The following is a 26,264-nucleotide window of genomic DNA, read 5'->3' as shown; positions in this document are numbered from 1 at the left end:
ATGGCCCGCATTGCCGGGCCATTTTTTTATTTCAGCCACGGATCATTATGTTTTCGCTCTTTCAGTATAAAAAACAGGGTAAGACCCCTGTTATTCGCCAGCATGAATTTACCGAATGTGGACTGGCCTGCCTGGCGATGGTGTTGGGGCACTACGACCACCATGTCTCCGTCAGCCAGCTGCGCCGGGAGATTTCCGTTTCCGCCGATGCGGGAACCTCAATGGCGGAATTGATGACCCTTGCCAGTGATAAAAATATGTCTGGCCGGGTGCTTAAAGGCGAAATCACTGAAATAGAAACGTCTGAGCTGCCGCTCATCGCCTTCTGGCGCGGCAACCATTTCGTGGTCATCGTGAAGATCGACAGCCGCAGCGTGACCGTTCACGACCCCGCCAGCGGCGTGCGTCGTTACCGTCTGAAAGAGGCGGAAAAACTCTTTTCCGGCTATGTTCTTGAGCTTAAGCCCACGCCGTGCTTCAAAAAGAAATCCCCGGATGAAAAGCTCACGCTTGGCCGGTTAGCCAATAAATCCCCGAGCCTGTTCCAGCGCCAGCTGCTGCTGTTTGTGCTCTGTATTTTTACCCTCATCACCATGCTGGCAAGCCCCACCTACGTGCAGCTGATTATGGATGAGGCCATTTCCCGCAGCGACAGCGATCTGGTGATCCTGCTCACCGCGATCTTCGCTATCGTCTTTATCTTTGAAGTCATCGGTAAATTCCTCAAGCAGTTGCTTGAGATCCTGATGCGTAACATTGCCTATGACGATTTAAGCCAGTCCGTGCGCCACTACATGCTGCGCACCCAGACCAGCTGGTTCCGCTCGCGCCCGCCGGGCATCGTGCTGGCCATTGAAAAATCGCTCCACGCCTGCGCGGAGTTCATCAGCAATGGTTACGTGCAAATTCTCTTTTCCAGCCTGATCGCCGTCACCAGCCTGCTGTTTATGCTGCTGTATAACGTCAAAATTGCGCTGCTGACGATGCTGCTGATGGGCGTGTTTTTCCTGATCCGCTTTTCGCTGATCGGCCCCTATCAACGCGCGGTGGATGACTCCATCGAGCGCACCGCCCAGTATGAATCCCTGCTGGTGGAGACGCAGAAAGGGATCATTACGCTCAAAGCGAACAATATGGAGCAGGCCCGGGATGCGGTGATGGATAAATCCCAGCGCGAACACATCGCCGGGCTGATGCGTAAAGAGCGGCTGCTGGCCCGCTTTGACGTGGCTTCGCTGCTGGTGATCAATGCCGAGCAGCTGCTGGTGGTCTGCTTTGGCGCGTGGCTGATCCTGGAAGGGCAGATGAGCATCGGGATGCTTTACGCCTATATCAGCTATAAGCGCTATTTTTCCGATGCCATGGTGCAGGTGGCGCAGAAGCTGCTGGACAAAAATGCCCTCAAGGGGCCGCTGGATCGCGTGGGCGACCTGCTGTTTGCCCCCTCTGAAACCAGCCAGTTTGGGAAGCGGATTGTCACCTCGCCGGTCTGTCTGCAATTTGAGGATGTCTCATTTGCCTATCCTGGCCGGGAGGCCACGCTACAGCATATCAATATGACCCTGAAGCAGGGCGAAGAAGCGGTGATTGTGGGCCAGAGCGGGTCGGGAAAAACCACGCTGCTGCGTCTGATCTCCGGCATGTTGCTGTCATCGTCTGGCACGCTGCGGATCAATAAGATCCCCATTGAGGAGTGCGATCTTTCCTCGCTGCGTCAGCACATCCGCATCGTCCATGCGGACGATATTCTCTTCACCGGCTCGATTCTGGACAACATCGCCTGCTTTGACAGCGCACCGGATAAAGAGCAGGTCATTGCCGCGTGTCGGCTGGCGGAGGTGGACCACGTCGTCGCCAGGCTGCCGCACGGCTACGAAACGGAGATGCTGCCGGGGAACACCTTTTTCTCTGCCGGGGAGATGCAGCGTCTGGTTCTGGCGCGCGCCCTGTACAGCCAGCCTAAGCTTCTGCTCTGTGACGAAGTGACGGCGAACCTGGATAAAACGACCGCGCAGAAAGTGCTGGCGAACCTGCGTAGCCTGGGGATTGGCCTGGTGTTTGTTACCCACTCGCCGGACGTGGTGGGCTGTCAGGGGCGTCTCTATACCATGGAAAATGGCACCCTGCGGGAGAATGAGCAATGATGTTTCTGCCGCGTCTCTATGCGCGCCTCTGCGCGCGCCAGGCCGGGCGCACGCTGCTGGCAAACCGGATCACGCAAAACTACAGCCAGTTTATGCGCTGCCCGGAGGCCGATGTCCCGGCTGATTTTCTGCATCAGAACGCCCATGAGCTTAGCGGGTTTAACTTCGTGGAGCAGATCTTCCCGCCCGCGCTTTGGGCGCGCAACGTCCGCTTCGATCTGCACGCGTACGTGGCGCAGTGGACGCAGGAGCAGGCGTTTTACAGTTCATCTCGCACCCTGCTTCTGGGAATGCGCTGGGCGGGCTTTGGTCTGATCGTGGATGCGCTGCTCGCCACCGCGCCAGCCGATGTGCGCTTTCAGTTTATTACCCGTCACCCTGCGCTGCATAAGCTAATGGCCGCGCACGAAGGCCGACGCGCCAGCTCGTTTTTCGCCCCTCACCGCCTGGTGACGGTGCTGCTGATGGACGAACGCCTGCCGGATGCGCCGCTGTTCTCCACCCAGGCAGGGGATCAAAAGGCGTGGTTAACGGATGTCTCAACGCGGTTTTTATCGCGCTATGGCTACAGCGTCCGAACGCTGCTGCCGATCTGTTCGCTGCACGCGGCGGAGTTTGGGCTGGAGAGTCAGGCGTATGCGCCAGAGGATTACCGTCAGGCCGCCGCCGACACGCTGAACGCGCTGCGCAAAACCCCCACGCTCTGGAGTGCATGGGACGATCTTTCAGTGATTTATCATGGATGACATATCGTGAAATTAAAAAACCGAAGCCGACAGCGGCGGGCGCTGATCCCGCATCATTTCTCAAAAAGCTATCACATCAACGCGCCACGGCTGAAAGCCGTGCTGACCTTGTTCATCACCTTTTTTCTCTGCCTGCTGGTCTTTGCGATTGTCTTTAACTTTTCGGAAACCACCCTGGCGCGCGGGGTGCTGATCCCGGCGCAGGGCGATGTGGAAGTCCGCGCCCGGGAGTCCGGTACGCTTGTGGATTTTGCCGTACGGCCAGGTCAGTACGTGAAGGAAAACGATCCGCTGTTCACCGTGTCACAGGACTATGGCGGCAAGCAGGGCTCGGTGGTGCAGTTTGACCGCCAGCAGATGGAAGCGGAGAAGAAGCGCAGCGAGCAGCGCATCCAGGCCATTGAGGACTCGATTGCGTCGTATCGCAAAAATCTGGCGCAGCAGCTGGCTCTCACTGACAAGCAGATCGCCGTTTCCCGCGATAAGGTGAAGAAGCTGCGCGCGTTGTTAAAAAACAGCACCGACACCTACGAGGCGTGGAAATCCGTCTCCGGGAAGGGCTATGTCTCCAAAGTGGATCTCGATAAAAGCCACAACGATGTGCTCAATGCGCAGCTCAACCTGACGCTGGAGGAGAGCACTATTCTTGAGCTTGAGGCACGAAAAACCAGCCTGACCGACAGCACCCAGTCGCAAATTGACTCTCTGAGCGAAGAGCAGCTGTATGTGAAAAACCGCATCAGCGAAATTGACCGCAACCTGTCCAGCCGGGGAAGTTCCACCATGGCGATGCTGGCCCCTTCCGACGGTTACGTGGTGGCGATTAACTTCCCGCCTGGCCGGGCCATTACGCAAAATAGCGAGGTGGTGGTGGTGATCCGTAAAAATACCGCGGCGACGATGGAGGGGTACCTGTATGTTCCGGCAACGGGGGTGGGGCGCGTGGCGAAAGGCGATAAGGTCAAGCTGCGCTTCGACTCGTGGCCCGTGGACAAATACGGTTCCGTGGAGGCGACGCTGTCCGATTTCTATGAGGTAAACATTGATGCCCATTCGGCGCTGATCCCGCTCCAGGAGGGGCAGAACTACTACCTGGCTAAAGTGCGCGTCCCCTCCTGGTTTACCGACCCGGACAAGAAAAAGCGCATGCTGATGGGCGGAATGACGGTGAACGCCGATATCGTTATCGATCGTAAGCCGCTTATCAATCTGCTGATTGCGCCGCTAGAAAGGGTACGCAAGCGGTTTATCGATTGACCCGATTTCATCGATCATCGCCCTTTAGCCCACATTCTTAACGGCACCCTGGGGCTATTCTCCTTCTCATACCAACCGGAGGATAGCCCATGAACATTACGCAAATTCGCAATGCCACCCAGCTGATCACTTACGCGGGAAAACGCTTTTTAATCGACCCAATGCTGGCGCCAAAAGGCACTTATCCGGGTTTTCCCGGCACGGCGCGGGCTGATATTCGCAACCCGATGGTCGATCTTCCCGTTGACGTTCAAACGCTTCTGGATGCTGACGCGGTGATCGTCACCCATACCCATGCCGATCACTGGGATCAGTACGCCGTTGAGCTGATCGCCAAAGGCAAGCCGATCTACGTGCAAAATGATAGTGATGCCGCGCTGCTGCGCAGCCAGGGATTTACCAACCTGACGATCATGACCGGGGAAACAACGTACGGCGATATCCGGATAGTGAAAACCCACGGCGGCCAGCACGGTACTGACCGCGCTTACGCCGTGCCGGAGCTGGCAGAGTTTCTGGGGGAAGCCTGCGGCGTGGTGTTCCGTCATCCCGATGAGAAGACGCTTTATATCGCAGGGGATACCATCTGGCGCGATGCGGTGGCGGCCGATCTGCAAAAGCACCAGCCGGATATCGTAGTGCTCAACGCCGGTTACGCTCATGTCATTGGGTTTGGGCCGATTATCATGGGGGAAGAAGATCTGCTTAACGTGCATTTCCTGCTGCCGCAGGCGAAAATCGTGGCGACCCATATGGAAGCTCTCAACCACTGCCTGCTGACCCGCCGCGCGCTGCGCGAGTATGTTGATGCCAACGAGGCAGGTGACGCGGTGAGCATTCCCCAGGACGGCGAAACCGTTATATTCTGACTGTTAAAGGGGACAGGAGAGACAGATGCCGCTTATTAACGTTGCCATTGTCGCGGTGGACGGGTTTAGCCCGTTCCACTACTCCGTCCCCTGCATCCTGTTTGGCGACACGGTATCCGGGGAAAAGCGCTTTAACGTCACGATCTGCGCTGAAAAACCGGGATTCCTGAACTCGAAAGACGGTTTTGCCCTGCATGCGACGCAGGATTTTTCCGCGATCGCATCGGCTGAAATTGTGGTTGTACCCTACTGGCAGCACGTTCTGGAGCGCCCGCCTCAGACGCTGCTCGACAGCCTGGTTCAGGCCAGAGACAACGGGGCGGAAATTGTTGGGCTGTGTCTGGGATCGTTTGTGCTGGGCTATGCGGGCATACTCAGCGGCAAACGGGCCGCCACTCACTGGGAGTTTGAACGCCAGTTCCAGTCGCTATTTCCGGACGTCCGACTGGATATCAACGCCCTCTACGTGGATGACGGCAATATGATTACCTCGGCGGGTACCGCCGCCGCGCTCGACTGCTGTTTGTATATCATCCGCCAGCGCTTTGGCAGCGTCGTCGCCAATCAGATTGCCCGCCGGATGATCGTCCCGCCGCACCGAGAGGGCGGGCAGGCGCAGTTTATTGCGCAACCTGTGCCGAAAGATACCCGTGATGGGCGGATTAACTGTCTGATTGACTACCTTCAGCAGCATATTTCCGAACCGCATAACCTGGACTCTCTTGCGGAAGTGGTGTCGATGAGCCGGCGCACGCTGACCCGCCATTTTATCAAGGCGACGGGCATGAGCGTTGCCGACTGGCTTACCGCCGAGCGCCTGCGGCGCAGCCAGATCCTGCTGGAGTCCGGCAACCTGCCAATCGAAAACGTCGCCGGGCAGGTGGGGTTTTTATCAGCGGTGACGTATCGGCAGCAGTTTAAGGCGCGCTTTGGCGTCAGCCCGGCGGAGTGGCGCAAGACGTTTCGCATTAAGCCGTTTGCAGCGAAAAATAATGCTGGCGCGATGGAATAAAAGACGTGGGCGGCTTCTTTGCCTTTAAAGCTGGCGGCAATGGGTATGCATCAGACGGGTTACAAGCACTTCTCTTCCGGTTAAGATAATCCACGTTACTTTCCAGAAGAAAAGGTAGTGGCATGAGCAATATTGAAACGCAGTTACTTGAATCAGGTTTCACCGTAAAAGAATTAGCGTACCTGAACCGAAACATTAGCCGTTATGGTTCATCCCTGCTCGAGGTGGTGCTTGAGTTAGGTAAGCGATTTATCATGGTTCTGTGTATTACTGCGGCTGTGGCCCTGATTTTCCTGGCGCTTCTTTTTTTCGCTGAACATTATAATATTGTTTCCGGAGGCATTTCTCTTGTCATCGTATTGATTATTGCCTGGTTTTTTCAACCCCCGATCATTACCTACAAAGCCTGGCGCTTCAGAAAGAAATATATTAGTTCTGTCCAGACGCATTAGAAATTAAATCAAACGAGACTTTTGCAGAGACACCCCAGCCGACAATTTTCATAGTGAGCGCTGCGCGATTCATTCCGTCGACCTTGCGGTAGAAATCCAGCGGGAGATAGCGAAACAGACGCCATGATTCGGGTTTCCGGATGGCGCCAAATACCGTATAGACGCTTGCTGCCAGGCTTACGCTGTTGAATACTCCCAGTGCTGATTCACGTTTAAATCCCATAAACTGAGCGATATCCATGACGCCATCTGCCAGCATACCTTCGGAGTTTGGTTGATGTTGAAGCGTTCTGTTAATTTCTTTTGAAATGGCATTTGCACCATCAATAACCAGAATCGCTCCTGCAAGCGCACCCACTGGATTCATTGTCATCATTGCACCAACACCTGCAACAATCTGTAACCCTGAAAGCACAACCTTAATCGATGAGATAACGTAACCGACGACTTTGTTATTTTCTCTAACCAGTTCAATCTGAGCAAAAAGCTGAGCTGTACGGGAGCGAAGCATTCTGCTTTGCTCAAGAAGACTTTCGTTCTCAGCCCGAATGTTTTTCAGGCATTTCATGCACTCCTCATCACTTCTGGCCGCCCGGGTAGCACTAAATTGTTGCATCACAAACTGCCGAATATCATCCATAAATTTAATCCGTGCGAGTCCGTCGCTGAGATGTTGCCCTCCGACAATATTCGCAGTATTGATTAGCTTGCGGGCTTCAAGATTTATCATTGTTTCAGCCCATGCACGGACGTTCTGACCAGGGAAAAGTGCAATATCCATTTTAATTTTCTCATCTGATAACCAACGTTTACAGATTATCCTGGCATCAGAAACTGGCAATAATAAATTGGATAATCTGTCGCGAGCGCAGAATTCGCCAAAGGTATATACCGACGGAAATCATCTTCGTCGTTGATGGCGACCATGAGATGGTGATTGGCTAAAATGGATGTAAGAAACATAGACTTACCCCAGCCTCTCCATCCTCGTCTCCCCCTCCGCCATCGACAGCTGATACAGCGAAAACGATCGGTGCTTCTCAATCAACTGCGCCAGCTCCGGCGAGTGGCTGGTGAGCCAGATCTGCGAGTAGCGGCTGGCCTCGGCAATGAGGCTTGCCAGAGCGGGCAGCATCTGCGGATGCAGGCTGTTTTCCGGTTCGTTGAGGGCGATGAATGCGGGAGGGCGCGGGCTTAACAGCGCCACCGCCAGGCACAAAAAACGCAGCGTGCCGTCGGAGAACTCTGCCGGTTCCAGCGGTCTGCTCAGCCCCTCGCGCTGCATCATCATGCGGAAGCGCCCGCCGGTGTTGTCGCTGTAAAACACGCAGCCGGGGAAGGCCTGGTCGAGAATGCGCATCAGCAGCAGCTCGTCGCCAATTTCGACAATGGTCTGAAACGCGGCGGCCAGGTTCGCGCCGTCGCTGGCCAGCACCGGGGAACGAAAGCCCACCTGCGGGGCACGGATCGCCGAGCCGGATGAGACGGAAAACTCGTGATAGAATCGCCAGTTACGCAGGGACTCGCGCATCTGCGACACTTCGGGGTAGAGGTGCGGTTCACCGAGCTGACCGAACACCGACTCGTTCTCATACAGCGTGCCGCTGTGGGTCACTTTTTCGTGATGCACGTTGTTCAGGAATACCGCCTGATTCTTACGCTTCATCAGCTGTGACGACGGGCGACGGTGCTGTCCGCCGAGCCAGATAGATTCCTCCTTGATCACCGGATCGAGCTGAAACTGTGAGGGGTAGGGCAGCTTTTCCACGAACCCGACCTGAAGCTCATATTCATAGGTTTCCGTTTCCACCGCCAGGTTCATGCGTCGTAGCTGGTCGCTGCGGGTTTTGCCCGCCCAGAACACTTTCAAAATTCCCCCCTCGTTCGCCAGCGCCTGGGAGAATTGCCCCTGCGCCGCGCTGTGCATCAGGTAAATCGCTTTATAAATATTGGATTTTCCGGTGCCGTTGGGGCCGAACACGATATTGAGCTGTTCCAGCTCAAGCGACATATCGCGAATTGAGCGGTAGTTCTGAATATGCAAATTTTTGATCATCGGGGTACTCCGCTGTGCACGCTTAACCTGTACAGAATTACAGTATTTTACGCTGAGCGCAAAAAAAAGACGACAGTGAGGGTGTCGTCTAAACGGGGTACTGCTTTGGGCCTCTGTGGGTCAACAGGGCCTTCGCTTCTTTCTTATCAGGTAACGGCCAGACGCAGACCCAAATCATCAGGATAGGGATCAAAGTAGTTTTGCGTCATCAGATACCGGTCAGGGTATTCAGCCAGATAATGCTTCAGCAGCGTCAGCGGCGCGAGGATCGGCAGCAGCCCGTCCCGGTAATGCAGGATCACATCACGCAGTTCTCCACGCTGGCGGCTGTTCAGCTGGTTACGGAAATAGCCCTGAATGTGCATCAGCACGTTAGTGTGATTCTTCCGCGAAGCGGGTTTTTTCAGAATGGTCATCAGCTTGTCGCGATAGGCCACGAAAAACGCGTCCAGATCGTCCCACTCGTGCAGTGATGCCACGAACGGGCCAATTTCACGGTAGCCTGCCTGATGGTGCGCCAGAAGCTGAAGCTTATAGCGGCTGTGAAAGTCCAGCAGGGCACGGCGCGTCAGGCCATTTTTACGCATTACGTTCAGTTCGTGGAGAGCGAAAACGCGCTCAACAAAGTTTTCCCGTAGTACCGGATCGTGCAGGCGACCGTCTTCTTCGACGGGCAGCCAGGGGAAAGTTTCAAGGAGGGCGGCGGTGAACAGCCCGACACCCTCCTTGCGGCCCCGGTTGCCGTTTTCGTCGTACAGCCGCACGCGCTCCATGCCGCAGCTGGGGGATTTTGCACAGACGATAAAACCCGCCAGATCGCCGATTTTCGGCAGATAATCTGCCGTAAATGCGGCCATCTTCTGCGTGACGTCATCGTGCGGCGCTTTGCTGAACCGCATTTCTGTCTCGCCGCCGGTGGTCATCACCAGACGCAGCGCCGGACGAGGCGTGGGCAGGCCGATAGCCATTTCAGGGCATACCGGACGGAAAGCGACCCACTGCGCCAGCTCATCCATCACAAAGCCCATACGCTTATGCCCGCCGTCAAAGCGAACGGCGGAACCGGTCAAACATCCGCTAATACCCAGCACAGGTTTTGTTGTCATGGTGTGCACCTCCCGATCTCATACCTAAAAGTTACACAACAATGCGTATTTGTCCAAGTACTGGCGGGATTATTTTTAAATCGTCTTTAAAATCAAGAGCAATCAGCTGCCCTTGTAGGTTGAGTAACCGTACTGGCTGAGCAGAAGCGGGATGTGCAGTTTTTCATTGGTGCGGGTGACGGTGAACAGCACCGGCACTTCCGGGAAGAAGGAGTCCAGCTTTTTACCGTGGAAGTAATCGGCAGTTTTGAAGGTCACTTTATACACGCCAGGCGCCATATCCTGATCCTGCGGATAGAGCGATTTGATGCGCCCGTCGTGGTCGGTTTTACCGCTGGCAATCGGGGTCCACTTGTCCTGCTCCTGCTTCTCCAGCGTGACGGCCACATCCGCTGGCGGCATACCGGTTTGCTGGTCCAGAACGTGGACGCTCAGGGTGCCTGCCGGGGCGCTGAACGCGGCAGGCGCGAAAGCCATTGTAGCCAGCATCATCAGAGGGAGTGTCTTTTTCATCGTGTTTTCCTGTTGAGTTGTCGGTGACAGGAAAACGTTAGCACTCGCTGTGCGAAAAAATATTCAACTTTTCGTGAAGATTGCCTCAGCAGAAAATAATCAGAGGATAATCACCTCAAGGGAAACCTGCTGCTGCCACTGCGCAACCTGCTTTTTCCGCACGGCGGTAAGTTTACCGCTGGTGACCAGCAGCCATTTGCGGTCCGGGAAAATTTCCGGGGCCAGCGCGGCAGGGGGAACCGGCAGTATGTCGATGCGGTGGCCCTGGCCGGTGCGCGTCAGAGCTTCAAGCCAGATCTCACAGGGGTCGTTCAGATGCCAGCCGCTGATGAGGATGTTATCGCCCGGCGCTTTTTTATCGCCCTCAAGGCAAAACGAGGTATAGGCGATGAGGATGCCGTCGAGGATCTCACGCAGCGTCATGGCGGCGGCGACGTTGGCCGATATCTGGCTGCGCAACGGACGCAGCACGTTAGTGACCAGCTCTGGCCTTGGGTATTCGCGTCCGGCGTCGTAAATTATCTGACGCAGGGACTCAATTTTCCCCTCCTGCAACTTTTGCAGCATGGCCTGTTGCAGGGTTTGCCAGTTATTGGCGCGGCGCGGCGCAGGGCGTTCCAGCAGTGATTTTACCTGACCGATGGGTACGCCTTTTTTTACCCAGTCGAGGATTTTCAGCGCCTGCTGAACGTCCTCATCGCTGTACAGGCGGTGACCGCCGTCCGTACGCTCGGGTTTGAGCAAGCCATAGCGTCGCTGCCACGCCCGCAGCGTGGTGGCGGTGATGCCGCTGAGTCTGGCGAATTCGCCGATGGAGTAAGCCATGTCTGCATCCGAAGAGAAGGAGTTGTCTCAATATACTACGAATATTCCCCGACGGGATGAAGCGCCGCACGGGTGCGCTACACTTAACGTCCAACCGCGTAAATGAAAGGAGTTCTCATGAGGCTATGGCCTGTCGTTACCGGTGTCGCCATTGCGCTGACGCTGGTTGCCTGTAAATCTCCCACGCCGCCGAAAGGCGTGCAGCCCATTACCGGCTTTGATGCCAGCCGCTATCTCGGCAAATGGTATGAAGTCGCCCGACTGGAAAATCGCTTCGAGCGCGGTCTGGAACAGGTCACCGCGACGTACGGCAATCGCAGCGATGGCGGTATCAGCGTACTGAACCGCGGCTACGATCCGGTGAAGAAAAAATGGAATGAGAGCGAAGGAAAGGCGTACTTTACCGGCGAACCGACCACGGCTGCGCTGAAGGTATCGTTCTTCGGCCCGTTCTACGGCGGCTATAACGTGATCAAGCTGGATGATAAGTACCAGTACGCGCTGGTCAGCGGCCCGAACCGCGACTATCTGTGGATTTTATCGCGCACCCCGACCATTCCGGATGCGGTAAAACAGGACTACCTGAACACCGCACGCGAGCTGGGCTTCCGGGTCGATCAGCTGGTGTGGGTGAAGCACTAACCTACTGATACGAAAAGGTGATGCTTGCCAGGGCGTTGGCCGAGCCGGGGACCAGTTCACCGGTTCGGATGTACTGCGCCTGGAACGGCAGGGACAGCGTTTGTGCCGAGCTGGTGGTCTGGATGAAAAACTGTCCCGTCGTACCTGCGGACGAGCTGTCCGGTCCCATCATCAGCGGCCCGGTACCGTTATAGAAAAACTGTACGCCAATGCCGGAGGCCGTGGAGTCCCCGGTCAGCGTCACGACCGACGAGGTATTTGACGGTGTGGTCTGATCGGTCATCACTGCGTTAACCGCCACGTTCTCATCGCAGGTCAGGCTGACGTTAAACTCCCCCGACGGCGAGGTGCTGCCTACGCTGGGCAGCGTGTGAACATCAATGGTGCCCAGGTCGACGTTGGCGCTTTTTGTGCCTACCGTGCAGCCGCTTGCCGTCACCGTGATGGTGGTGGGGTTGATGATCACCTGCGCGGTTTTCACTTCGTTGTTATAGGCCGTCAGGATCGCCGCGTTAATGGTCGGGGTCTGGTATACGCCGGATTTCAGCGGAACGCCGGTCTTGATAAACGTCACTTTTGCCGACCAGCCCAGTGCGGTGGCGTAACCGTTAGTCCCATCGGCCGGATAGCTCTGCGTAATGCCCGTCTGCATCGGGACATAGGTGGTGCCGTTATAATCTTTAAGCCCAAGAATGAAGCCGATGCCGGGCACGCCCGTTTCAAATACCATGTAATTTGCGCCATCAAGAATAACCGTGATGCCGGTGGCGGTTATACTGCTGCTCGGCTCCAGCGTCCCTTTGGAGCAGGTAAATACCAGGCCGCACCAGAACACTTCCGAGACGCTCGCAGAGGCGCTCCATTCAGAGCCGATCGTCTTTCCAGGCACGATGGAGTCTGCCGGGCCGGACCACGACATAGGCGTTGGCGAAAGGGTGATATCCGATGTCCAGGAGAGGGCAAGTGCCTGAGAGGACATGAAAAACAGGGCTAAAAACAGTAAACGCATTATTGATACTCCGTCGTCCAGGTTGCCACTGCCGAAACGTCTCCGGCATTGACCGGCGCACCCGTGGCGGCCAGTCGCGCATAGAAGGTCATTTTTACGCTGTCATCCCCCGCCGCGCCGTAAGCAGCGGTTTGGGTGTCCAGCGGGATAAGTACGCTGTCTTTATCCAGAATCTGCACCGCCACGCCGGTCGCGCCGCCGTCAGCGACTTTCAGAAGCTGCGGGTTCTCGTCATCCGGCGTACCGCTGAAGCGGATTTTCACGCCAGCAAAGGTGGGGCCGCACGCTTCAAGGGTGAGCGTGAAGGGCGTTTTGATATTGCTGACCGCGCCCGCCTCGCTAAATTGCTTCACGCCGAGGGTGCCCAGCGGCACGTTTTGCTCCTTCGAATCTTCCGAGACAATGCAGGTATTGCCGATCACGTTGCCGGTCACGGAAACCAGCACGTCATAGCCGCGCGCGGGAACGGTGATGAACATCAGCAGGATCAGGGGGAGGAACCGGATGGTTACTGACATATGACCTCCTGGGAATAAAGCCCGGTGCGGGCGTGATAATTCTGCGGGTTCAACGCATAGCGGATCGTGCAGCGCTGGGCGCTGTTGCGCCCCCATACGGCATGCAATGTTCCCTCCGCTGACAGGCCGGTCAGATACACGCTGCCGCCGTCGCCGACGATACCGCTGGCTTTGTCATCCTCTGACGAGACCAGCGTGCCGAAGGGGAGCACGTCTTTAGCGTGACGTACGATAAACATCGCTTTTGCCCCCTGACGCGTGGTGAGGGTGGCGCGAACCAGTGCCCCGTCGGTGGGGATTTTATTGGCGATGGCGTTCTCAAGTTCCACGTCATTGCCCACGGTGGTGACATCCAGCGCAACCTGATTAACGCGATACGGCGTGGCGTACGGGATCACCGCATAGCCCCGGCTGTCGGTTTTGATGCCCTTGTGGTTGAGCACGGCGACATGGCTGGCGCCCGGGGCTTTCACCAGAATATTGGTGTTCCCGAGCGGCTGGCTCAGCGTCAGACCATCCTCATGCAGCACCGCACCGCCGCTCATCCCGTAACTGAGGTTGCGGGAGTCACCGGCGTAGCTGTAGCCCAGGTTATAGTCTCCCCACGCGCCCTCGTATTGCAGCGCGGCATCGCCGCCGTAGTGCTGCTGCGCGCTGTAGCGCTGGTTGACGCTATAGAAAAGATTCTCCTGCCCCGGCAGATAACCACTGACACCGGTACTGGCGGTGGTGCCAGCGGGATCCGCATGGGTAGCGGTAAAACGGAGACGGGTCGACAGCGCCGGGTTACCCAGCGGCACCGACAGGGACAACGCGAGGATATTGTCTTTCTTGTTGTCGTACAGGCCAGAGCTACGCTGGGCGCTGATGCCAAGCGACAGGTTACGAAACGTCGCGTTCCACGCGAACTGCAAACTTTGCGTGGTTTTTGACGTATTCCAGTAGGTTTGTTGATCCCAGGACAGCGACAGCGAGCCGTATTCGCCCATCGGCTGCGACAACAGCAGCTGATTTTTTGCCTTACGCGACATATGCAGGTTGTAAACCGTGTCGTAGTGAGTGGTGACGGTGCCATCGTCTTCCACGGTCTGTTTTGGCGCTCCGCCCGCCATGCCTTTGTAAGTGGTATCGCTGAGGGTATAAAACCCTGCCGTTGAGTAACGCAGCGAGAAGAAATTGACTCGCGTACCGATATCGTTCAGCAGCTTGCTGTACCGCAGGCGCACCGAATCACCGATGTAGTGCTGGTTATCAGCCAGCTGGCTGCGGGCATGGGTGAGGTCGAGGGAGTAGGCGCCAAAGCGGCCGAGATTCTGCCCGATACCGAAGGCCAGGCCGTTGTAGCGATCGGAAAACTGCGCCCCGCCATAAAACGTGAGGCCGTATCTCCAGCCCAGGAACAGCTCGCCCTGCGCGAAGGAGGGCGAGATCTGATTGCCCGCAGGGCGGTATTTCCCCGCCCCCAGAGCATATTTGACCTGACCGTTACGCACCAGATTCGGCACGCTGGCAAAGGGCAGGGTGTATTGCGTCTGGCTACCGTCGCTCTCCTGAATGGTGACCGCGAGATCGCCGCCGGAAGAGGTCGGATAGAGATCTTTCAGCACAAACGCCCCCGGCGGAACGGAGGTTTGATAGATGACGTTACCGTTCTGGCGAACCGTCACCGTGGCATTGCCGCGCGCGATGCCACGCACTTCGGGCGCGTAACCGCTCAGGCTGGCGGGCAACATATTGTCATCGGTCTTCAGGGCAACCCCACGCAGGCCAACGGCGTCAAACACCTGCGATGAGGTGAACGTTTCACCGGCATAAACCTGGGCACGCAGGGCGCGGATATCCCGCTGTAGCCAGGTCTGGACGTGGGTGAGCTCGTTACTCTCTTTGGTCCACGTGGTGAAATCACGCAGCCGCCATGCGCCCAGGTTGGCGCCGCTGTTGAGGCTCACAAACAGCTGTTGTTCCCGCGTGCGCGTCTCGCCCCGGTAGTCATTATTCGCGCCATTGACCACATAGTTCAGCCACGCGGCAGGGATGCCGGACTCCCAGCTCTCCGGGCTGACGTACCCGCGCGGCAGAGCGCGCATCGCGCTTTGCGGTACGGTGAAGTTGAGGGTAAGCGTCCTCTGGTCAAAATCAAACCGGGTATCGGCGAATGACCGGGTTAAAAAAATGCACCGCTGCGCAGGCGGCAGCTCACCCCCTTTAGCCTGACGGCTGTCGATGCCAAGTGCGGCGAATTGCGCAGGCGTAAGGCACGGCAGGGCTTCACCGGCGGTGTTTTCAGCGACGCGAAACGTGACGTTACCTGTGAACGCGAACTGGGTGTTGATATACACGTTAAGATTGTACTCGCCCGGCGGCAACGCGCTCCCGGCGTTGACCCAGGCGAGATCGGCGCTGTTGGCGCGCTCGCCGTTGAGAAAAGCAGGATTAAATTGCAGCTCGCTTTCGGCAGCCACGGCTTGCCGAATCACCAGGGCGATCGCCGTGGCGCACAGGATTTTAATTTTCATGTGGTCACGCCTTACTGTTTTTATTATTGGGACAATGACGTGCGGGTAACGGGCGTCCAGGCCCCATAATCGTTAATCGTCTGGTAGCTCATGCTGCTCGCATGGCTGAAGGTGTCTGCCAGCGTCACGCTGGATTTCGGCGGCACCATGACGGGCGACACCGGCCTGCCATCAATTTTCACGTTAATGGTGGTGAGGTAATACGGCGTTGGGTTGGTCAGCGTGACCTTGCCCGCGCGGTAGGCGCCGGCAAGGTTTTTCCATGCCTCCCCTGCACCTTCCCTGAGCCGCTCCGGGCGATAAAAGACCTTGATGCGGTTGGCAGAGGCGAATTGCAGCGAATTGCCGGAACCGTTTTTAACCTGCTGTGGGATAGCTTTGACCGTCATCCAGTACAGCGTCTCGCGATCGGCTGGCAGGGCGTCGCCGCTGAACATGATTTTCACCGCGCTTTCGCTGGCGGGCTTCATGACGTACAGCGGCGGCGTGATGACGAAGTCGTTGGTACGGCTCCCTTTCTCGTCTTCCATCCAGGACTGGATCAGAAACGTGGCATCAGGGTGGGTATTTCTTACCTGCATCATCGTCTGCGTAGCCGCGCCGGTGTAGATCAGCCGCGTTGCGCCTAACCCCACGCCGCCTGCGTACACGGCGGATGAACATAACGTGCCAGCCAGACAAATCCATGTGTTTACGCGCATAGTGCGTCTCCTGAAAGCTGAGTCAGACCCGGCCAGCAGACCGGGCCTGAAGATTACGAATAGGTCACGGTGTAGGTGGCGACCGCGCTGGCATCACCCGCCGTGGCGTTGCCCAGTGGGGAGTAATATTTCGCGCTGAAGTTCAGGATGTTCGCCCCCGCACGCAGGGGGATCGCTGCTGCCGGCTCACCCAGCCTGACGACGTTGCCCTGTTCGTCATAAAGACGGATAGCGACATGCTGCGCCGAGCCCGCGCCGCCGTTTACTCCCGCGGCCAGGCTATTCACATCGGTACTGTCCGGTGTACCGGTGAAGGTGATAGCCACGGTCGTTGCGGCAATAGGGTTATCTTCCGTGGACGCCGAGGTATCGGCGATTTCGCAATCTTCCAGGGTGATGGAGAAGGCTTTTGCGGTACTGGCTTCACTGCCTGCGGCAGCCAGCGTGGCGGTACGCACTTCACCCATGTCGACGTCGATATTGGCGCTACCGGCGCTGATGGCACAGGCGGAGGTCACCACTTTACCGCTGAAGTTAACCGTGCCGCCGCTGGTGGTGGCGGCCAGTGCTGAGCCCGCTGGCAGCAGGGCGGCAATGCTTAATGCCAGCAGAGAATGGCAAGTAAGGCGTGCTTTCATTTCATAGTTCCTTGATTTTTTTATTACGAGATTTGCTCTGAAAGCGGCAGGTCTAACTGGTTAAAAAGACCAGCAAATCTGTCTTATTCCTGAGCCCGAGTTTCCTTATCGCTGAGCTTTTTAAGGCGCTCACGCGGCGATAAGAAAGTTTCTCCAGTTCTGCGATGTAACGTATATCTAGTCCGTTCCTGAGTTCCTTTAATACCCTCCTTTCTCCAGGCGTCAGCGATAACGCCGCTGGCTGCTTTTGGGGCCGATAATGGCTATCGACCATTTTTGCTAGCTTTATCCGCCACTGATAAACCGTGTTCTGTAGCGAGATATAGGCATCAATATCTTCCCGGACCCATAACAGGGAATGGGCAGAGGTTGAGTACAGGCAGATAATCACTTCAGGCTGCGTGACTTTGATTTTTTTTAAATATTTCAGTGAGTCATACCCTGTATGGTATTTCTCTGCGCCGGATATAAATAAGATATCGATACGAATCGACGACAGCGCCTTATCCAGTTCCTGATAACCTCCTTCGATGATAATGATGTGAAGGTCGTCGCGGATGCTGCTTAATAATGTTTTAATGCCGTTTCTTGCATAATGATCGCCGCCCATCAGTGCAACAGTTATATGCTGTGTTATTTGGCTATTGTTCGTCATGTTATTCCTCGATTTATAATAGTAATCAGGCGAATTATTTATAAGGTTATCGCCAGTATTCTCGAAGCAATGACGTATTGCATACTGTAGGCCTACTATACGTCGGCCAATAAAGAGGTAATCTGAATTAATCTAAAATTGTATTAATTACTAAGATCGAGACCGGTTACGACGCTTCCCTCTGATTGGTCTTATTCCGCTTCGCTTTCTGTAAATTATGATAGCCGCTATTTTTAATGAAAATTTAGCTTTGATAAATGTTTTGTAAGGAGTTTGTCGTCTGGTGTCAGTGCGGGTGTGAAGTTGCTGACGGGGAATAACAATTTACGAATGTTATCATCGATAAAAACTGATAGAAAGGTGGCTTAAAAGCATACAAAAACCCATCATAATGAGGATGATCGTGGATGAAGCGGCTCTGCAAGCCGCATTCTACAAGGGTTGAGTTCTTATGCAGGTTCAGTGAAGCTTAAGGGATGAAATATAAATTAAGATTTTTCGCCAATGGCGAAGATATACAGCATGACGTTAATCAGTCACATTAATCCCGACGTGAATGTCATCCCATACATGCGGTGACCCAGGTTCAACATCTGTTAACCGGAGAATTCATACTGCCCCTATGCATAAGCATTACATTATAAATAATATCGTCGAATTTCATCCTGCGGCCAGCACGTTACGTGATATCAACAATCCTGACCGTGTGGTTGTGTTAAATTCGCCAGCAGGCCGATGCCTGTTGTTATTAATCGACAGAGCGGGGTCGATTGTCACTCAGCAAGAGTTCCTTGATATTGTCTGGCAAAGCCGCGGCATGCTTGTCTCCTCCAATACCTATTACCAGAACATCTCCATCCTGCGCAAAGGGCTCAAAAAGATTGGTTTTGAAACTGACCCTATCGTTACCATTCCGCGGATTGGGTTGACGCTGGCAAGCGACACGCAAATAACCGTCAGAGAGTCTTCACCCGTCGCGCCTCAACCCGCAGAGGGACAATGTGTGGAGGCGCCAGCGATCGAGGAGGTCTCTGCATCCTCCGAGCCAGCAACGCCCGTTGCCAGGAAGCCCACGCGCTGGCTGGCTGTCGTCATGGGGCTATTGATCGTCCTGGCCGGGGCAGGCGTGACGGGATATATGAACGCCACAGAAAACCGTTTTGTTGAGGATTACCGTTTTGCGGCATCCGTCGGAGCCTGTCGCGTTTATCTTGCGAATGACATTCAGACTCACGCTGAACGCGCTTCAGCGCTGACCTATGTGGAACAATTCAAGGCTGAATGCGCGCAATATCCCTGGGTTTACATCAGCTGGTACGCTCTGCTTCCTCGTGCGTCGGTTATTCGCTGCGACCGGCCAATGAAAGAGCCGAACCGCTGTATATCTGATTATTTCCTGAAGGATAGCTAGCATGACTCGTTTTCGGCAGATGCTGTATATCATCGTGACGGGCCTCGTCACCGCAGGCGTGCTGACGGGCTATTACCTGTGGCACCGAACTTACGTTCAGCCTTTTTCATGCCAGGCTAATCTGGTACAGCACCATCCGGATGAGACGCTGACGGTCTGGCTGAATTACACCTTCGACGGGAAACTCGGCACCCTGAGCATGAATGGCCGGGCAAAGAGCGATCCGGGTAAAACCATTGACAGGAAAATTTCCTTTCGGGTGGAGAGACAAGATCATCTCTATTTGCTGGCGTCAGAAAAAAATATGACGTTCCCGGACGATAATGTCGAAGACAGCTGGCTGGAAAAATATGAACCGCAATTCTTTGTCTATCCGGGCAAGAGTATTTATATGCGGATCAATGAACAACATAATGGTAACTATATCTTTACCTTAGGAACATTACCGACATATGTGTGTCGTGGTTCAAAAAAAGAATGATATAAACGAGAAAAACATTATATTTTCCTCCCGTCTCATTTATGCTTGATTTAAAATATCAGGATTACCTTAGAAATAAAAAGTGCGACAGATCATGTTGCGATAATGTAATTAATTTTAAATTTGGCAAGTAAATGAAAAGTGTATTTGACTCCTCCGATGGGGGGAAATCAGTACCGGAAAAGTGTCTGCATATTGGGTTGATATTATGGCCCCGTTATTCACTCCTGGCCGTCTCCGGGTTGCTGGAGGCGCTGCGTTATGCAGCGAAAGCTCAGGATAAATTAGCATTTAAAATCAGCCTGATAAGTGAATTTCCTGATATCCCGATTATCAGCAATGCGGGGATTATCATGAGACCGGATTCCCCCCATGCGCCGCCGGACAGTTTTAACTATCTTGCTGTTATCGGCGGTGAATTGCAGTATCTGGACTTAGGGTATCAGGGGGATAAAGCGTATCTGGCACATGCCCACCATGCCGGGGTTCCGCTCATTGGCATTGGCACCGGCAGTTTTGTCCTCGCACAGGAAGGATTGCTGAATGAACGACGAGCGTCCATCCATCCTTTCCACCTTGATGCATTTCGGCAGGCTTTCCCGCTGGTTTATGCTGAGCAAGGGTATGATTTCATCGACGATGGCGATGTGCTGACCTGCCCGGGCGGTATTTCCACCCTGACGCTGGCAACTGAGCTTATCCGCGCCCATGCCGGGGATGATATCGCCAGCACCACCTGTCAGCGTTTGTCGCTCGTTCCGCATGAAATTGCCACCCCGCGTCCGGCGAATTTTGCGCTTATCCCTGACTCGCGGTTGCGCCGCGCCGTCATGCTGATAGAACAGTTCCTGACCCGGCCGCTCACCACCGCCGGGCTTGCGCGAGAAGTGGCATTGAGTGAACGCCAGCTCAACCGTCTGTTCCACGCAGAATTCGGCAAAACGGCCCGCGAATTTATCCGCAGCGCCAGACTGCGCTATGCTTGCTGGCTGCTGAAGAACTCACAGCAAAGCGTGACGGATATTGCGCAGCGGATGGGGTTCAGCGACTGCGCGCACTTTATTCGTCATTTTCAGACGGAGTATGGTTGTACGCCTGGCGTGTGGCGCACGTCGCAGAGCTGAATATCATTACATTGCTGCCCTGAAACTTTACTCAACCGGAATATCATCATGAAAATAGAAGCCGCACACCCCTCACAATTTGAACGCCTCGTCGCAGTCTGGGAGTCGTCCGTTCGCGCCACGCACCGCTTTTTGCAGGAAAGCGATATCGCGGCGCTGCGTCCGTTATTGCTCAACGCATATTTGCCTAATCTCAGGGTTGTGATTGCCCGGGATGACGTGGGTATTATTCACGGCTTTTTGGGCGTGGATAAAAATCGCATTGAAATGCTGTTTGTGGATGATGCGAGCCGGGGGAAGGGTATCGGGAAAATGCTGCTGCAATATGCCATCGCAGAATTCGGCGTAAATGAAGTGGATGTGAACGAGCAGAATCCGCAGGGGGTGGCGTTTTATCGTTATATGGGGTTTGAGCCGGTCGGGCGCTCGGAGCTGGACGGGCAGGGGAATCCGTTTCCGCTGTTGCATATGCGGTTGAGTGGACAGGCTTAACGCCCTCTTCTGTAAAAGAGGGAGCCTGCAAGCTAGTTACTGGTTATTTGCCCGATAATTACGCCGCGCAATTTTTCGCCATCAAAGTAATACGAGACCGTATTACTCTGGATGAATCCATTCTGTACTGGCGTCTCCTGATAAAAAAGTATCGCTTTCTTTTTGGCGATCCCTTTCTTGCCGAATATTTCAATTAGATTCCTGTGAGTAGCATTCAACAATGGAACATTCGCGACTGAGACGCTGACAGGTTCCGTTGTTTTAGCACACTCTTTATGGATGCCATCTTTGGCAATAACTAGCGCAGTTAACAATCCTGCACCCATTTCGTTATCAGAAATGAACCAGTAATTCGTGCCATCGTCGTCATGAAGGCAGACCCAGCGTGCTGAGCTGTCTTTGTTAACTGGTGTGCTGGTGATATCTGACAGGTGAGTAACCTCCATTCGTACGGCTTGCTTGCCTATAGCGATGGTCGGTGAAAGGGGCACTGTTGTAGAAATTTCCGTCAATGATCCGTCTTCATCGTAATACTCGGTCGCGAAGCCGGTCATTTCCGTTGCTGAGACGTGCGAACTGACTGCAACGAGTAATGGCAATGAACAAATTAAACGCTTCATTTGACAATCAACACCGTATCGTTGCTTTTCCAGATGCTTCTTCTCGCACTCAGAGGAGCAATGATGCAGCCCTCTGAAGAGTCGTCAGGGTGCAAACTGCTTTTACCATGTATTTTAAATGAGTCTCTACCACACATCTCATTTGTCGAGTAGGGCGTGAGGCTGAGAGTATATTTCCCGGTGTGGGCTGAATTATGAGGGGAACCAATTGTGTATTTCCCTCGAGGTAGAGGCCCACTGTTTTTTACACATTCATGAGATGGATCGTTTTTGTAACCACTTGCTCCTGCATAATCTGCATCGAACTGATAAACACCATCAAGATAAAATTTGTGCTCTTTTACATCATATTCCCAGGACATACTTTCTCCTTAAGCGCGTTCCTTCCAGGTATCAGAATGAATGATGTTTCCATCTATGTAATGCCATGTTATTTTTTCATATGTTAGATCTACATATTCACAATGTGTATAGCGTTCGTTTCGCGGTAGTTTAATGTCAAACATGAGTGGTTCAATTTGAACTACTCTTAGTTGATTCTGTAAAATATGAACTCTGCTTTTTTAAGTGTTTGCCCAGTGCATAAGGCTTTGTATAGATAAGAGGATGATGAATCAATCTCTTTCATGAATGCATAGGTACTACAAATGCGTTTTGCAGTGATTTTACCGGAGAATTTATCTATAGGTTGTTCTATAGAATGCATAAATTCAATCACTTCTATTGAACCTTCGCGATATTTTATATCGACAGAACCATTAATCCTCCGGCCTGAATCATCCTCGAGCCATAAGTAAACAGGTATAGCCATCTCAATCTCCTTTTATAGACTGAGGGAAACTACTCTTCATTATGGATTTAAATTGTGACTTTCATTTCAAAACAGGAATGTTAAAGAATTTTGGTTGGTTTAATAGAAAGTTGTAGTTGCGAGATATGGATGGTATCAATTGACGTTTAAAAATTTATAAGGTTGATTTATGACTATTCTTCCATCGCAAGAATAATAGTCACTAAAAAAAGCATCAAATATTGAAATGATGAATATCATTAAATAATGAACCTATGCCGGGATTAGCGCTTAGCCTGCTTATCCCATTTTAATAAGCCGGCGATATCTTTCTTACCTTCGGCTTCTTTCAGCAGGCGCTGCTTTTTTTCAAACTCGAGGTATTCTGAGCACGCCTTTTCATCAGCCGTTTTCTTGCTGATTTTGCCTGCTCCTTCTAAAACGTCCCGGTCATTAAATTGCAGAAACTGATCGAGCTTGGTTTGCCAGTCTCGTAAAAATACCTGCTTGCGGCGTTTGGCCTGATCTTCGGCAAAATCGAGCCACATATTAACGACGCGATTAAGCTCGCTCACCTCATCCTGAGACAGATAATTTTTTGCGGTGGTGACATCGCTTTTACGGACTTCTTCGCATTTATAGCTGGTCAGCCCCATATGCGGTTGAGTGGCGTCCGCACGTTGGTGAATCAACTCAGCAGCGGTGTGCCCAGTGCAGGCAAAATGCAGTTTATTCTGGATGGTCTGAAAGAATTGCGTGGTTTCTTTGAGCGACGGCTGATAGTCAGCAGCTAATGCGAAAATCTCCCTCACGCGAAGATAGACCCGGCGTTCGCTGGCACGTATATCGCGAATGCGTTCCAGCATTTCATCGAAATAGTCAGGGACGGCGGAAGATCCCACAGGCGGATTTTTCAGGCGCTCGTCGTCCATAACGAAGCCTTTAACCAGGTATTCCTGGAGCGTTTGGGTGGCCCACTGGCGGAACTGCGTACCTCGCGTGGATCGGACGCGATAGCCGATGGCGAGAATGACGGGCAGGCTAAAGTATTGAACGTTATATACTTTACCATCGCTGGCAGTTGTTCGGTAAAACCGAACAACTGAATTTTCGACCAGTTCACCCTCATCAAAAATATTCTTGATATGACCGCTGATCGTAGCTTTGGCTTTGCCGTATAACTCACAGATCGTGGCCTGTGAGAGCCACAACGTATCGCTTTCGAAGCGGCATTCAATGCGAACTTTTCCATCCTTGCTGGCAAACATGACAAACTCACCGGCTGGAGAATTTATTAATTCCTCATATGTCATGCTGCCTCCGCTTCATAAGGTTGATGCCTGTAAGCTCGTAGTATGCCAGAAACAGCCGCTAAGCCAGGTGGTTTGTATTTGATTTTGCGAGGCGCTTTCCAGCATGTGGAATTTGGATCGCTGCAAGCGCGTCCTCTATCTCAATAAGCTTTGCTTTCGTCCGTTTATAATCGTCCTGCAAACGCTGCTCCTGCTCGTTATACGCCACCAGAACGATGCATCCTTTCATGACCTTTACCGTGACCTGCTGCCCGGTATCAAACCCCGCCGCGCGCAGCCACTTGCCGGAAAGGATGATTTTAGGCGTGGATTTGTCGTAAACATTCGGGCGGTATCCCACAATTAATGAACGCTCGGTTCCGGATTGGTCAGTGTCTGGGGTAGAATGCGAATCAGCCATAATCAACTCCTTGATAGTTGGTGAGGTTAGACGCTCCGGTTGTGTTCCCGCACTTCGGAGCGTTGCTAATACAGGAGGATTAGGTGGCCTCCTATATGTGTCAGAGTAGATGGATAGGTGGCCTCATGTCAATCATATCGCGCGAAAAAAAACCAAAAGGCGGCGGACAATCTCCGCAGTTTAAGATGCGTATTGATCCGGCATTGAAGGAACAGTTGGATGCGGTGGCGGCTGAGGAAGGGGTGAGCCTCGCTAGCTGGTTAAAGGAGTTGGCGAGAGAGGCGTTACGAGCTAAGGGTATTTCACCGAAAGCATGAATATGTCAGCGTGTTTCTGTATCGAAATCAGTTGTTGTTTCAGGCATGACTTCATCATTCTGATTTGAATTATTCATGGGAGCATTAGTGATGAACATCGGTAAGGCTGTATCGCCAGAGAAAACTTTTTCTAACCCTTTTAAGATATTTGCTTGTGTTGTTTCTAAATCGCCATGAGCAATTGGCCTATAGCAGTCTCTTTGTAATTGTACTTTATCAAAATCGTAATTCATTGCTTGCGAAAGAGCGTAGAGCAAGTCAGTAAAAAGATCATCGGATTTGGATATCCAAATATTAATATCTGGGTAGTCATTAATTTTATTTAGATGGCTATTATAACTTTTCCAGGCATGAGTAACAGTTTGTTCTTTCTTGGTTTGGTATCTGATTCTTATTATTGGGAGTTTTCTTCCATAAAACTCTAGATCGATCATATTTAATGCTTGCACATGTTCTCTATGCAATCTTTGAGCTCTAGTAGACATTAAAGTTCTGAATATCGATAAGCGGCTTTGTTTTCTTTCTCTGAATTGCTCTAATATTTTTTGTATTTGAACAGCAAGAACAGGGCCAACAATAACTGCTGCTGTCATAATTATATCTTTTGTTTCCATGCCAAATAATATATTCATATAACACTTCCTGAGTGATAGTTATAAAGATATTATATGCTTTAAGAATGGATATTTGAAAAAATTAATTATATGAATTTTGGCGGAAGATCACAGGAGTTCTGATTTGGATGTAACTTTCTGTTTTTATTGTGTTTTGTTTTGAGATGATGTTTGGGTTATACACATCGCTATACACATTGTTCCAAGTGTATGGTTCAATCTGACGGATAAAGCTAAAGTCCCTTCATCATCTCTAGAGCTGTTTCAATTAACTCTTCTGAAGGTTTAAATCTAGACATATGACGGACACATATTACAGGGATTTTCACATCATTTAGTACGGCTGAGAAAGCGAAAGTTGTGTAATAACCCTTCTGCTGCGTATAGATGAGAGTGCTTGGGTCACCGAAGTGTTTTAGCAAAATATTTGCTGCTGAAAGGGATTGTAGACTGTTGCTATAAGCGATAATCAGTTCAGGCTTACACAGAGGGATTGTGACATTCTCAAAAAATCTTGCGGAGTATTTTACGAGTTGTTCTACAGTTAGTTTGTGTCGACTCGCCTCCTGTTTGAGTGCTGAGGCATTGGTTGAGCACATCATTATAGCATTAGTAAATACTACGTCTTCCCATCTGTAACCGAGGCTGATAGGTATCTGTTGTAGTCGCTTAGCTAGGTGAGTAATTCCCCATTCCCCCTGCGTCCCTAAATGGACATTCGAGACAAAAGGCTTTGAATGATCCTGAATAATAGACTGGCTGTTGGTCATATGGGAATCAGCTGACGAACCATTGAAGCCCATCACAATGAGGCGTTTGCGTATAGGTGGGGAGGCTATTAATTCAAAAGCAGAATCGTAAGGTCTGCCGGGCAAATCAGCCAAGCCAAAGCGAGAAAGCCCTCCAAGAATAAAGTCTCTAGTCTTATCCATTATTCAAATTCTCTTGTGAAGCCTCATATCGACATCATACGCAAAAAAACTTTTTTTGCATTTAACTGTTCACACTGTTCACCTCATTATTTTTCTTTTTAATATCATGCT

The 26,264-nt window shown here is 52.7% G+C and carries 29 protein-coding genes and 1 pseudogene; 12 read left to right on the top strand and 18 right to left on the bottom strand.

Annotated elements, in window-relative coordinates; all coding sequences use genetic code 11:
• The first annotated feature begins 47 nt into the window (after nt 1–47).
• The 6 genes from O1722_RS22865 to O1722_RS22840 all read left to right on the top strand — a co-directional run bounded on the left by O1722_RS22865 (nt 48) and on the right by O1722_RS22840 (nt 6,480).
• Complete coding sequence (locus O1722_RS22865) at nt 48–2,144, top strand: peptidase domain-containing ABC transporter (protein ID WP_033487010.1); 2,097 nt, start codon at nt 48–50, stop codon at nt 2,142–2,144.
• Nucleotides 2,141–2,890: a hypothetical protein gene (locus tag O1722_RS22860; RefSeq protein WP_033487009.1), complete on the top strand. Its 750-nt coding sequence runs from the start codon at nt 2,141–2,143 to the stop codon at nt 2,888–2,890. Before O1722_RS22865 ends, O1722_RS22860 begins: the two co-directional genes overlap by 4 nt.
• 6 nt (nt 2,891–2,896) lie before the next feature.
• On the top strand, nt 2,897–4,147 hold the full coding sequence (locus tag O1722_RS22855) for an HlyD family secretion protein (protein ID WP_017693988.1): 1,251 nt from the start codon (nt 2,897–2,899) through the stop codon (nt 4,145–4,147).
• Between the two features lie 89 nt (nt 4,148–4,236).
• Nucleotides 4,237–5,016 (top strand): MBL fold metallo-hydrolase, encoded by a 780-nt coding sequence (locus O1722_RS22850; protein WP_017693987.1) that lies wholly within the window; start codon nt 4,237–4,239, stop codon nt 5,014–5,016.
• Nucleotides 5,017–5,041: 25 nt separating this feature from the next.
• A complete protein-coding gene (locus O1722_RS22845; RefSeq protein ID WP_033487008.1) occupies nt 5,042–6,028 on the top strand; it encodes a GlxA family transcriptional regulator in 987 nt (328 codons plus the stop codon).
• A gap of 122 nt (nt 6,029–6,150) precedes the next feature.
• Nucleotides 6,151–6,480: a hypothetical protein gene (locus tag O1722_RS22840; protein WP_033487007.1), complete on the top strand. Its 330-nt coding sequence runs from the start codon at nt 6,151–6,153 to the stop codon at nt 6,478–6,480.
• Here O1722_RS22840 and O1722_RS22835 read toward each other — a convergent pair.
• From O1722_RS22835 to O1722_RS22815, 5 genes are all read right to left on the bottom strand, one after another.
• Complete coding sequence (locus tag O1722_RS22835) at nt 6,458–7,261, bottom strand: DUF4225 domain-containing protein (protein ID WP_033487006.1); 804 nt, start codon at nt 7,259–7,261, stop codon at nt 6,458–6,460. The genes O1722_RS22840 and O1722_RS22835 overlap by 23 nt on opposite strands.
• A gap of 186 nt (nt 7,262–7,447) precedes the next feature.
• A complete protein-coding gene (locus O1722_RS22830) occupies nt 7,448–8,536 on the bottom strand; it encodes an AAA family ATPase (protein ID WP_033487005.1) in 1,089 nt (362 codons plus the stop codon).
• Nucleotides 8,537–8,682: 146 nt separating this feature from the next.
• On the bottom strand, nt 8,683–9,642 hold the full coding sequence (locus O1722_RS22825; protein ID WP_032646730.1) for a YbgA family protein: 960 nt from the start codon (nt 9,640–9,642) through the stop codon (nt 8,683–8,685).
• Nucleotides 9,643–9,744: 102 nt separating this feature from the next.
• Nucleotides 9,745–10,155: a hydroxyisourate hydrolase gene (gene uraH, locus O1722_RS22820; protein ID WP_017383647.1), complete on the bottom strand. Its 411-nt coding sequence runs from the start codon at nt 10,153–10,155 to the stop codon at nt 9,745–9,747.
• 99 nt (nt 10,156–10,254) lie between these two features.
• On the bottom strand, nt 10,255–10,980 hold the full coding sequence (locus O1722_RS22815; protein WP_015570074.1) for a MerR family transcriptional regulator: 726 nt from the start codon (nt 10,978–10,980) through the stop codon (nt 10,255–10,257).
• A gap of 117 nt (nt 10,981–11,097) precedes the next feature.
• Between O1722_RS22815 and O1722_RS22810 the strand changes: the two genes are divergently transcribed.
• Nucleotides 11,098–11,622 (top strand): lipocalin family protein, encoded by a 525-nt coding sequence (locus O1722_RS22810; protein ID WP_032652079.1) that lies wholly within the window; start codon nt 11,098–11,100, stop codon nt 11,620–11,622.
• Between the two features lies 1 nt (nt 11,623).
• Here O1722_RS22810 and O1722_RS22805 read toward each other — a convergent pair whose 3' ends face one another.
• The 6 genes from O1722_RS22805 to O1722_RS22780 are packed head-to-tail and all read right to left on the bottom strand — an operon-like array spanning nt 11,624 to nt 17,659.
• Entirely contained in the window at nt 11,624–12,631 is a 1,008-nt protein-coding gene (locus O1722_RS22805; protein WP_032104015.1) for a fimbrial protein, read from the bottom strand.
• Nucleotides 12,631–13,149 (bottom strand): fimbrial protein, encoded by a 519-nt coding sequence (locus O1722_RS22800; RefSeq protein ID WP_015570071.1) that lies wholly within the window; start codon nt 13,147–13,149, stop codon nt 12,631–12,633. Before O1722_RS22800 ends, O1722_RS22805 begins: the two co-directional genes overlap by 1 nt.
• Complete coding sequence (locus O1722_RS22795) at nt 13,140–15,665, bottom strand: fimbria/pilus outer membrane usher protein (protein ID WP_033487004.1); 2,526 nt, start codon at nt 15,663–15,665, stop codon at nt 13,140–13,142. The genes O1722_RS22800 and O1722_RS22795 overlap by 10 nt, the downstream gene beginning before the upstream one ends.
• A gap of 23 nt (nt 15,666–15,688) precedes the next feature.
• Complete coding sequence (locus O1722_RS22790) at nt 15,689–16,366, bottom strand: fimbrial biogenesis chaperone (protein ID WP_017693983.1); 678 nt, start codon at nt 16,364–16,366, stop codon at nt 15,689–15,691.
• 53 nt (nt 16,367–16,419) lie between these two features.
• Nucleotides 16,420–17,004, bottom strand: coding sequence for a fimbrial protein (locus tag O1722_RS22785; RefSeq protein ID WP_015570069.1), 585 nt, complete (start codon nt 17,002–17,004; stop codon nt 16,420–16,422).
• Nucleotides 17,005–17,056: 52 nt separating this feature from the next.
• Complete coding sequence (locus tag O1722_RS22780; protein WP_015570068.1) at nt 17,057–17,659, bottom strand: helix-turn-helix domain-containing protein; 603 nt, start codon at nt 17,657–17,659, stop codon at nt 17,057–17,059.
• A 622-nt stretch (nt 17,660–18,281) separates the two neighbouring features.
• Between O1722_RS22780 and O1722_RS22775 the strand changes: the two genes are divergently transcribed.
• From O1722_RS22775 to O1722_RS22760, 4 genes are all read left to right on the top strand, one after another.
• Nucleotides 18,282–19,070, top strand: coding sequence for a winged helix-turn-helix domain-containing protein (locus O1722_RS22775; protein WP_032652084.1), 789 nt, complete (start codon nt 18,282–18,284; stop codon nt 19,068–19,070).
• A 1-nt stretch (nt 19,071) separates the two neighbouring features.
• Nucleotides 19,072–19,551, top strand: a complete 480-nt coding sequence (locus O1722_RS22770; protein WP_032655497.1) for a hypothetical protein — start codon at nt 19,072–19,074, stop codon at nt 19,549–19,551.
• A gap of 353 nt (nt 19,552–19,904) precedes the next feature.
• Nucleotides 19,905–20,675, top strand: coding sequence for a GlxA family transcriptional regulator (locus O1722_RS22765; protein ID WP_223230145.1), 771 nt, complete (start codon nt 19,905–19,907; stop codon nt 20,673–20,675).
• Nucleotides 20,676–20,723: 48 nt separating this feature from the next.
• On the top strand, nt 20,724–21,167 hold the full coding sequence (locus O1722_RS22760) for a GNAT family N-acetyltransferase (RefSeq protein ID WP_032652089.1): 444 nt from the start codon (nt 20,724–20,726) through the stop codon (nt 21,165–21,167).
• 32 nt (nt 21,168–21,199) lie between these two features.
• On the opposite strand, the gene O1722_RS22755 is transcribed toward O1722_RS22760, so the two are convergent.
• The 5 genes and pseudogenes from O1722_RS22755 to O1722_RS22735 all read right to left on the bottom strand — a co-directional run bounded on the left by O1722_RS22755 (nt 21,200) and on the right by O1722_RS22735 (nt 24,290).
• The gene (locus tag O1722_RS22755) at nt 21,200–21,787 is read right to left on the bottom strand and encodes a hypothetical protein (RefSeq protein ID WP_223230146.1); all 588 of its coding nucleotides are present in this window, start codon (nt 21,785–21,787) and stop codon (nt 21,200–21,202) included.
• Nucleotides 21,784–22,149 carry a tlde1 domain-containing protein gene (locus O1722_RS22750; RefSeq protein WP_071963931.1) on the bottom strand — a complete coding sequence of 122 codons (366 nt, stop codon included), beginning with the start codon at nt 22,147–22,149 and terminating at the stop codon, nt 21,784–21,786. The genes O1722_RS22755 and O1722_RS22750 overlap by 4 nt, the downstream gene beginning before the upstream one ends.
• A gap of 9 nt (nt 22,150–22,158) precedes the next feature.
• Nucleotides 22,159–22,598: pseudogene (locus tag O1722_RS22745) on the bottom strand (Hcp family type VI secretion system effector).
• A gap of 263 nt (nt 22,599–22,861) precedes the next feature.
• The gene (locus O1722_RS22740) at nt 22,862–23,890 is read right to left on the bottom strand and encodes a virulence RhuM family protein (protein ID WP_071963934.1); all 1,029 of its coding nucleotides are present in this window, start codon (nt 23,888–23,890) and stop codon (nt 22,862–22,864) included.
• Nucleotides 23,891–23,948: 58 nt separating this feature from the next.
• Nucleotides 23,949–24,290, bottom strand: a complete 342-nt coding sequence (locus O1722_RS22735; protein WP_006812446.1) for a SymE family type I addiction module toxin — start codon at nt 24,288–24,290, stop codon at nt 23,949–23,951.
• A 125-nt stretch (nt 24,291–24,415) separates the two neighbouring features.
• Between O1722_RS22735 and O1722_RS22730 the strand changes: the two genes are divergently transcribed.
• Nucleotides 24,416–24,607: a toxin-antitoxin system HicB family antitoxin gene (locus tag O1722_RS22730; protein WP_032644386.1), complete on the top strand. Its 192-nt coding sequence runs from the start codon at nt 24,416–24,418 to the stop codon at nt 24,605–24,607.
• Between the two features lie 5 nt (nt 24,608–24,612).
• On the opposite strand, the gene O1722_RS22725 is transcribed toward O1722_RS22730, so the two are convergent.
• A complete protein-coding gene (locus O1722_RS22725; RefSeq protein WP_050515883.1) occupies nt 24,613–25,239 on the bottom strand; it encodes a DUF6680 family protein in 627 nt (208 codons plus the stop codon).
• 215 nt (nt 25,240–25,454) lie between these two features.
• Entirely contained in the window at nt 25,455–26,153 is a 699-nt protein-coding gene (locus O1722_RS22720) for a hypothetical protein (RefSeq protein WP_023302863.1), read from the bottom strand.
• Nucleotides 26,154–26,264 lie beyond the last annotated feature (111 nt).

The organism is Enterobacter cloacae complex sp. HYC003_NIDB (assembly GCF_056673375.1).
This window is presented reverse-complemented; position numbering and strand designations above follow the sequence as displayed.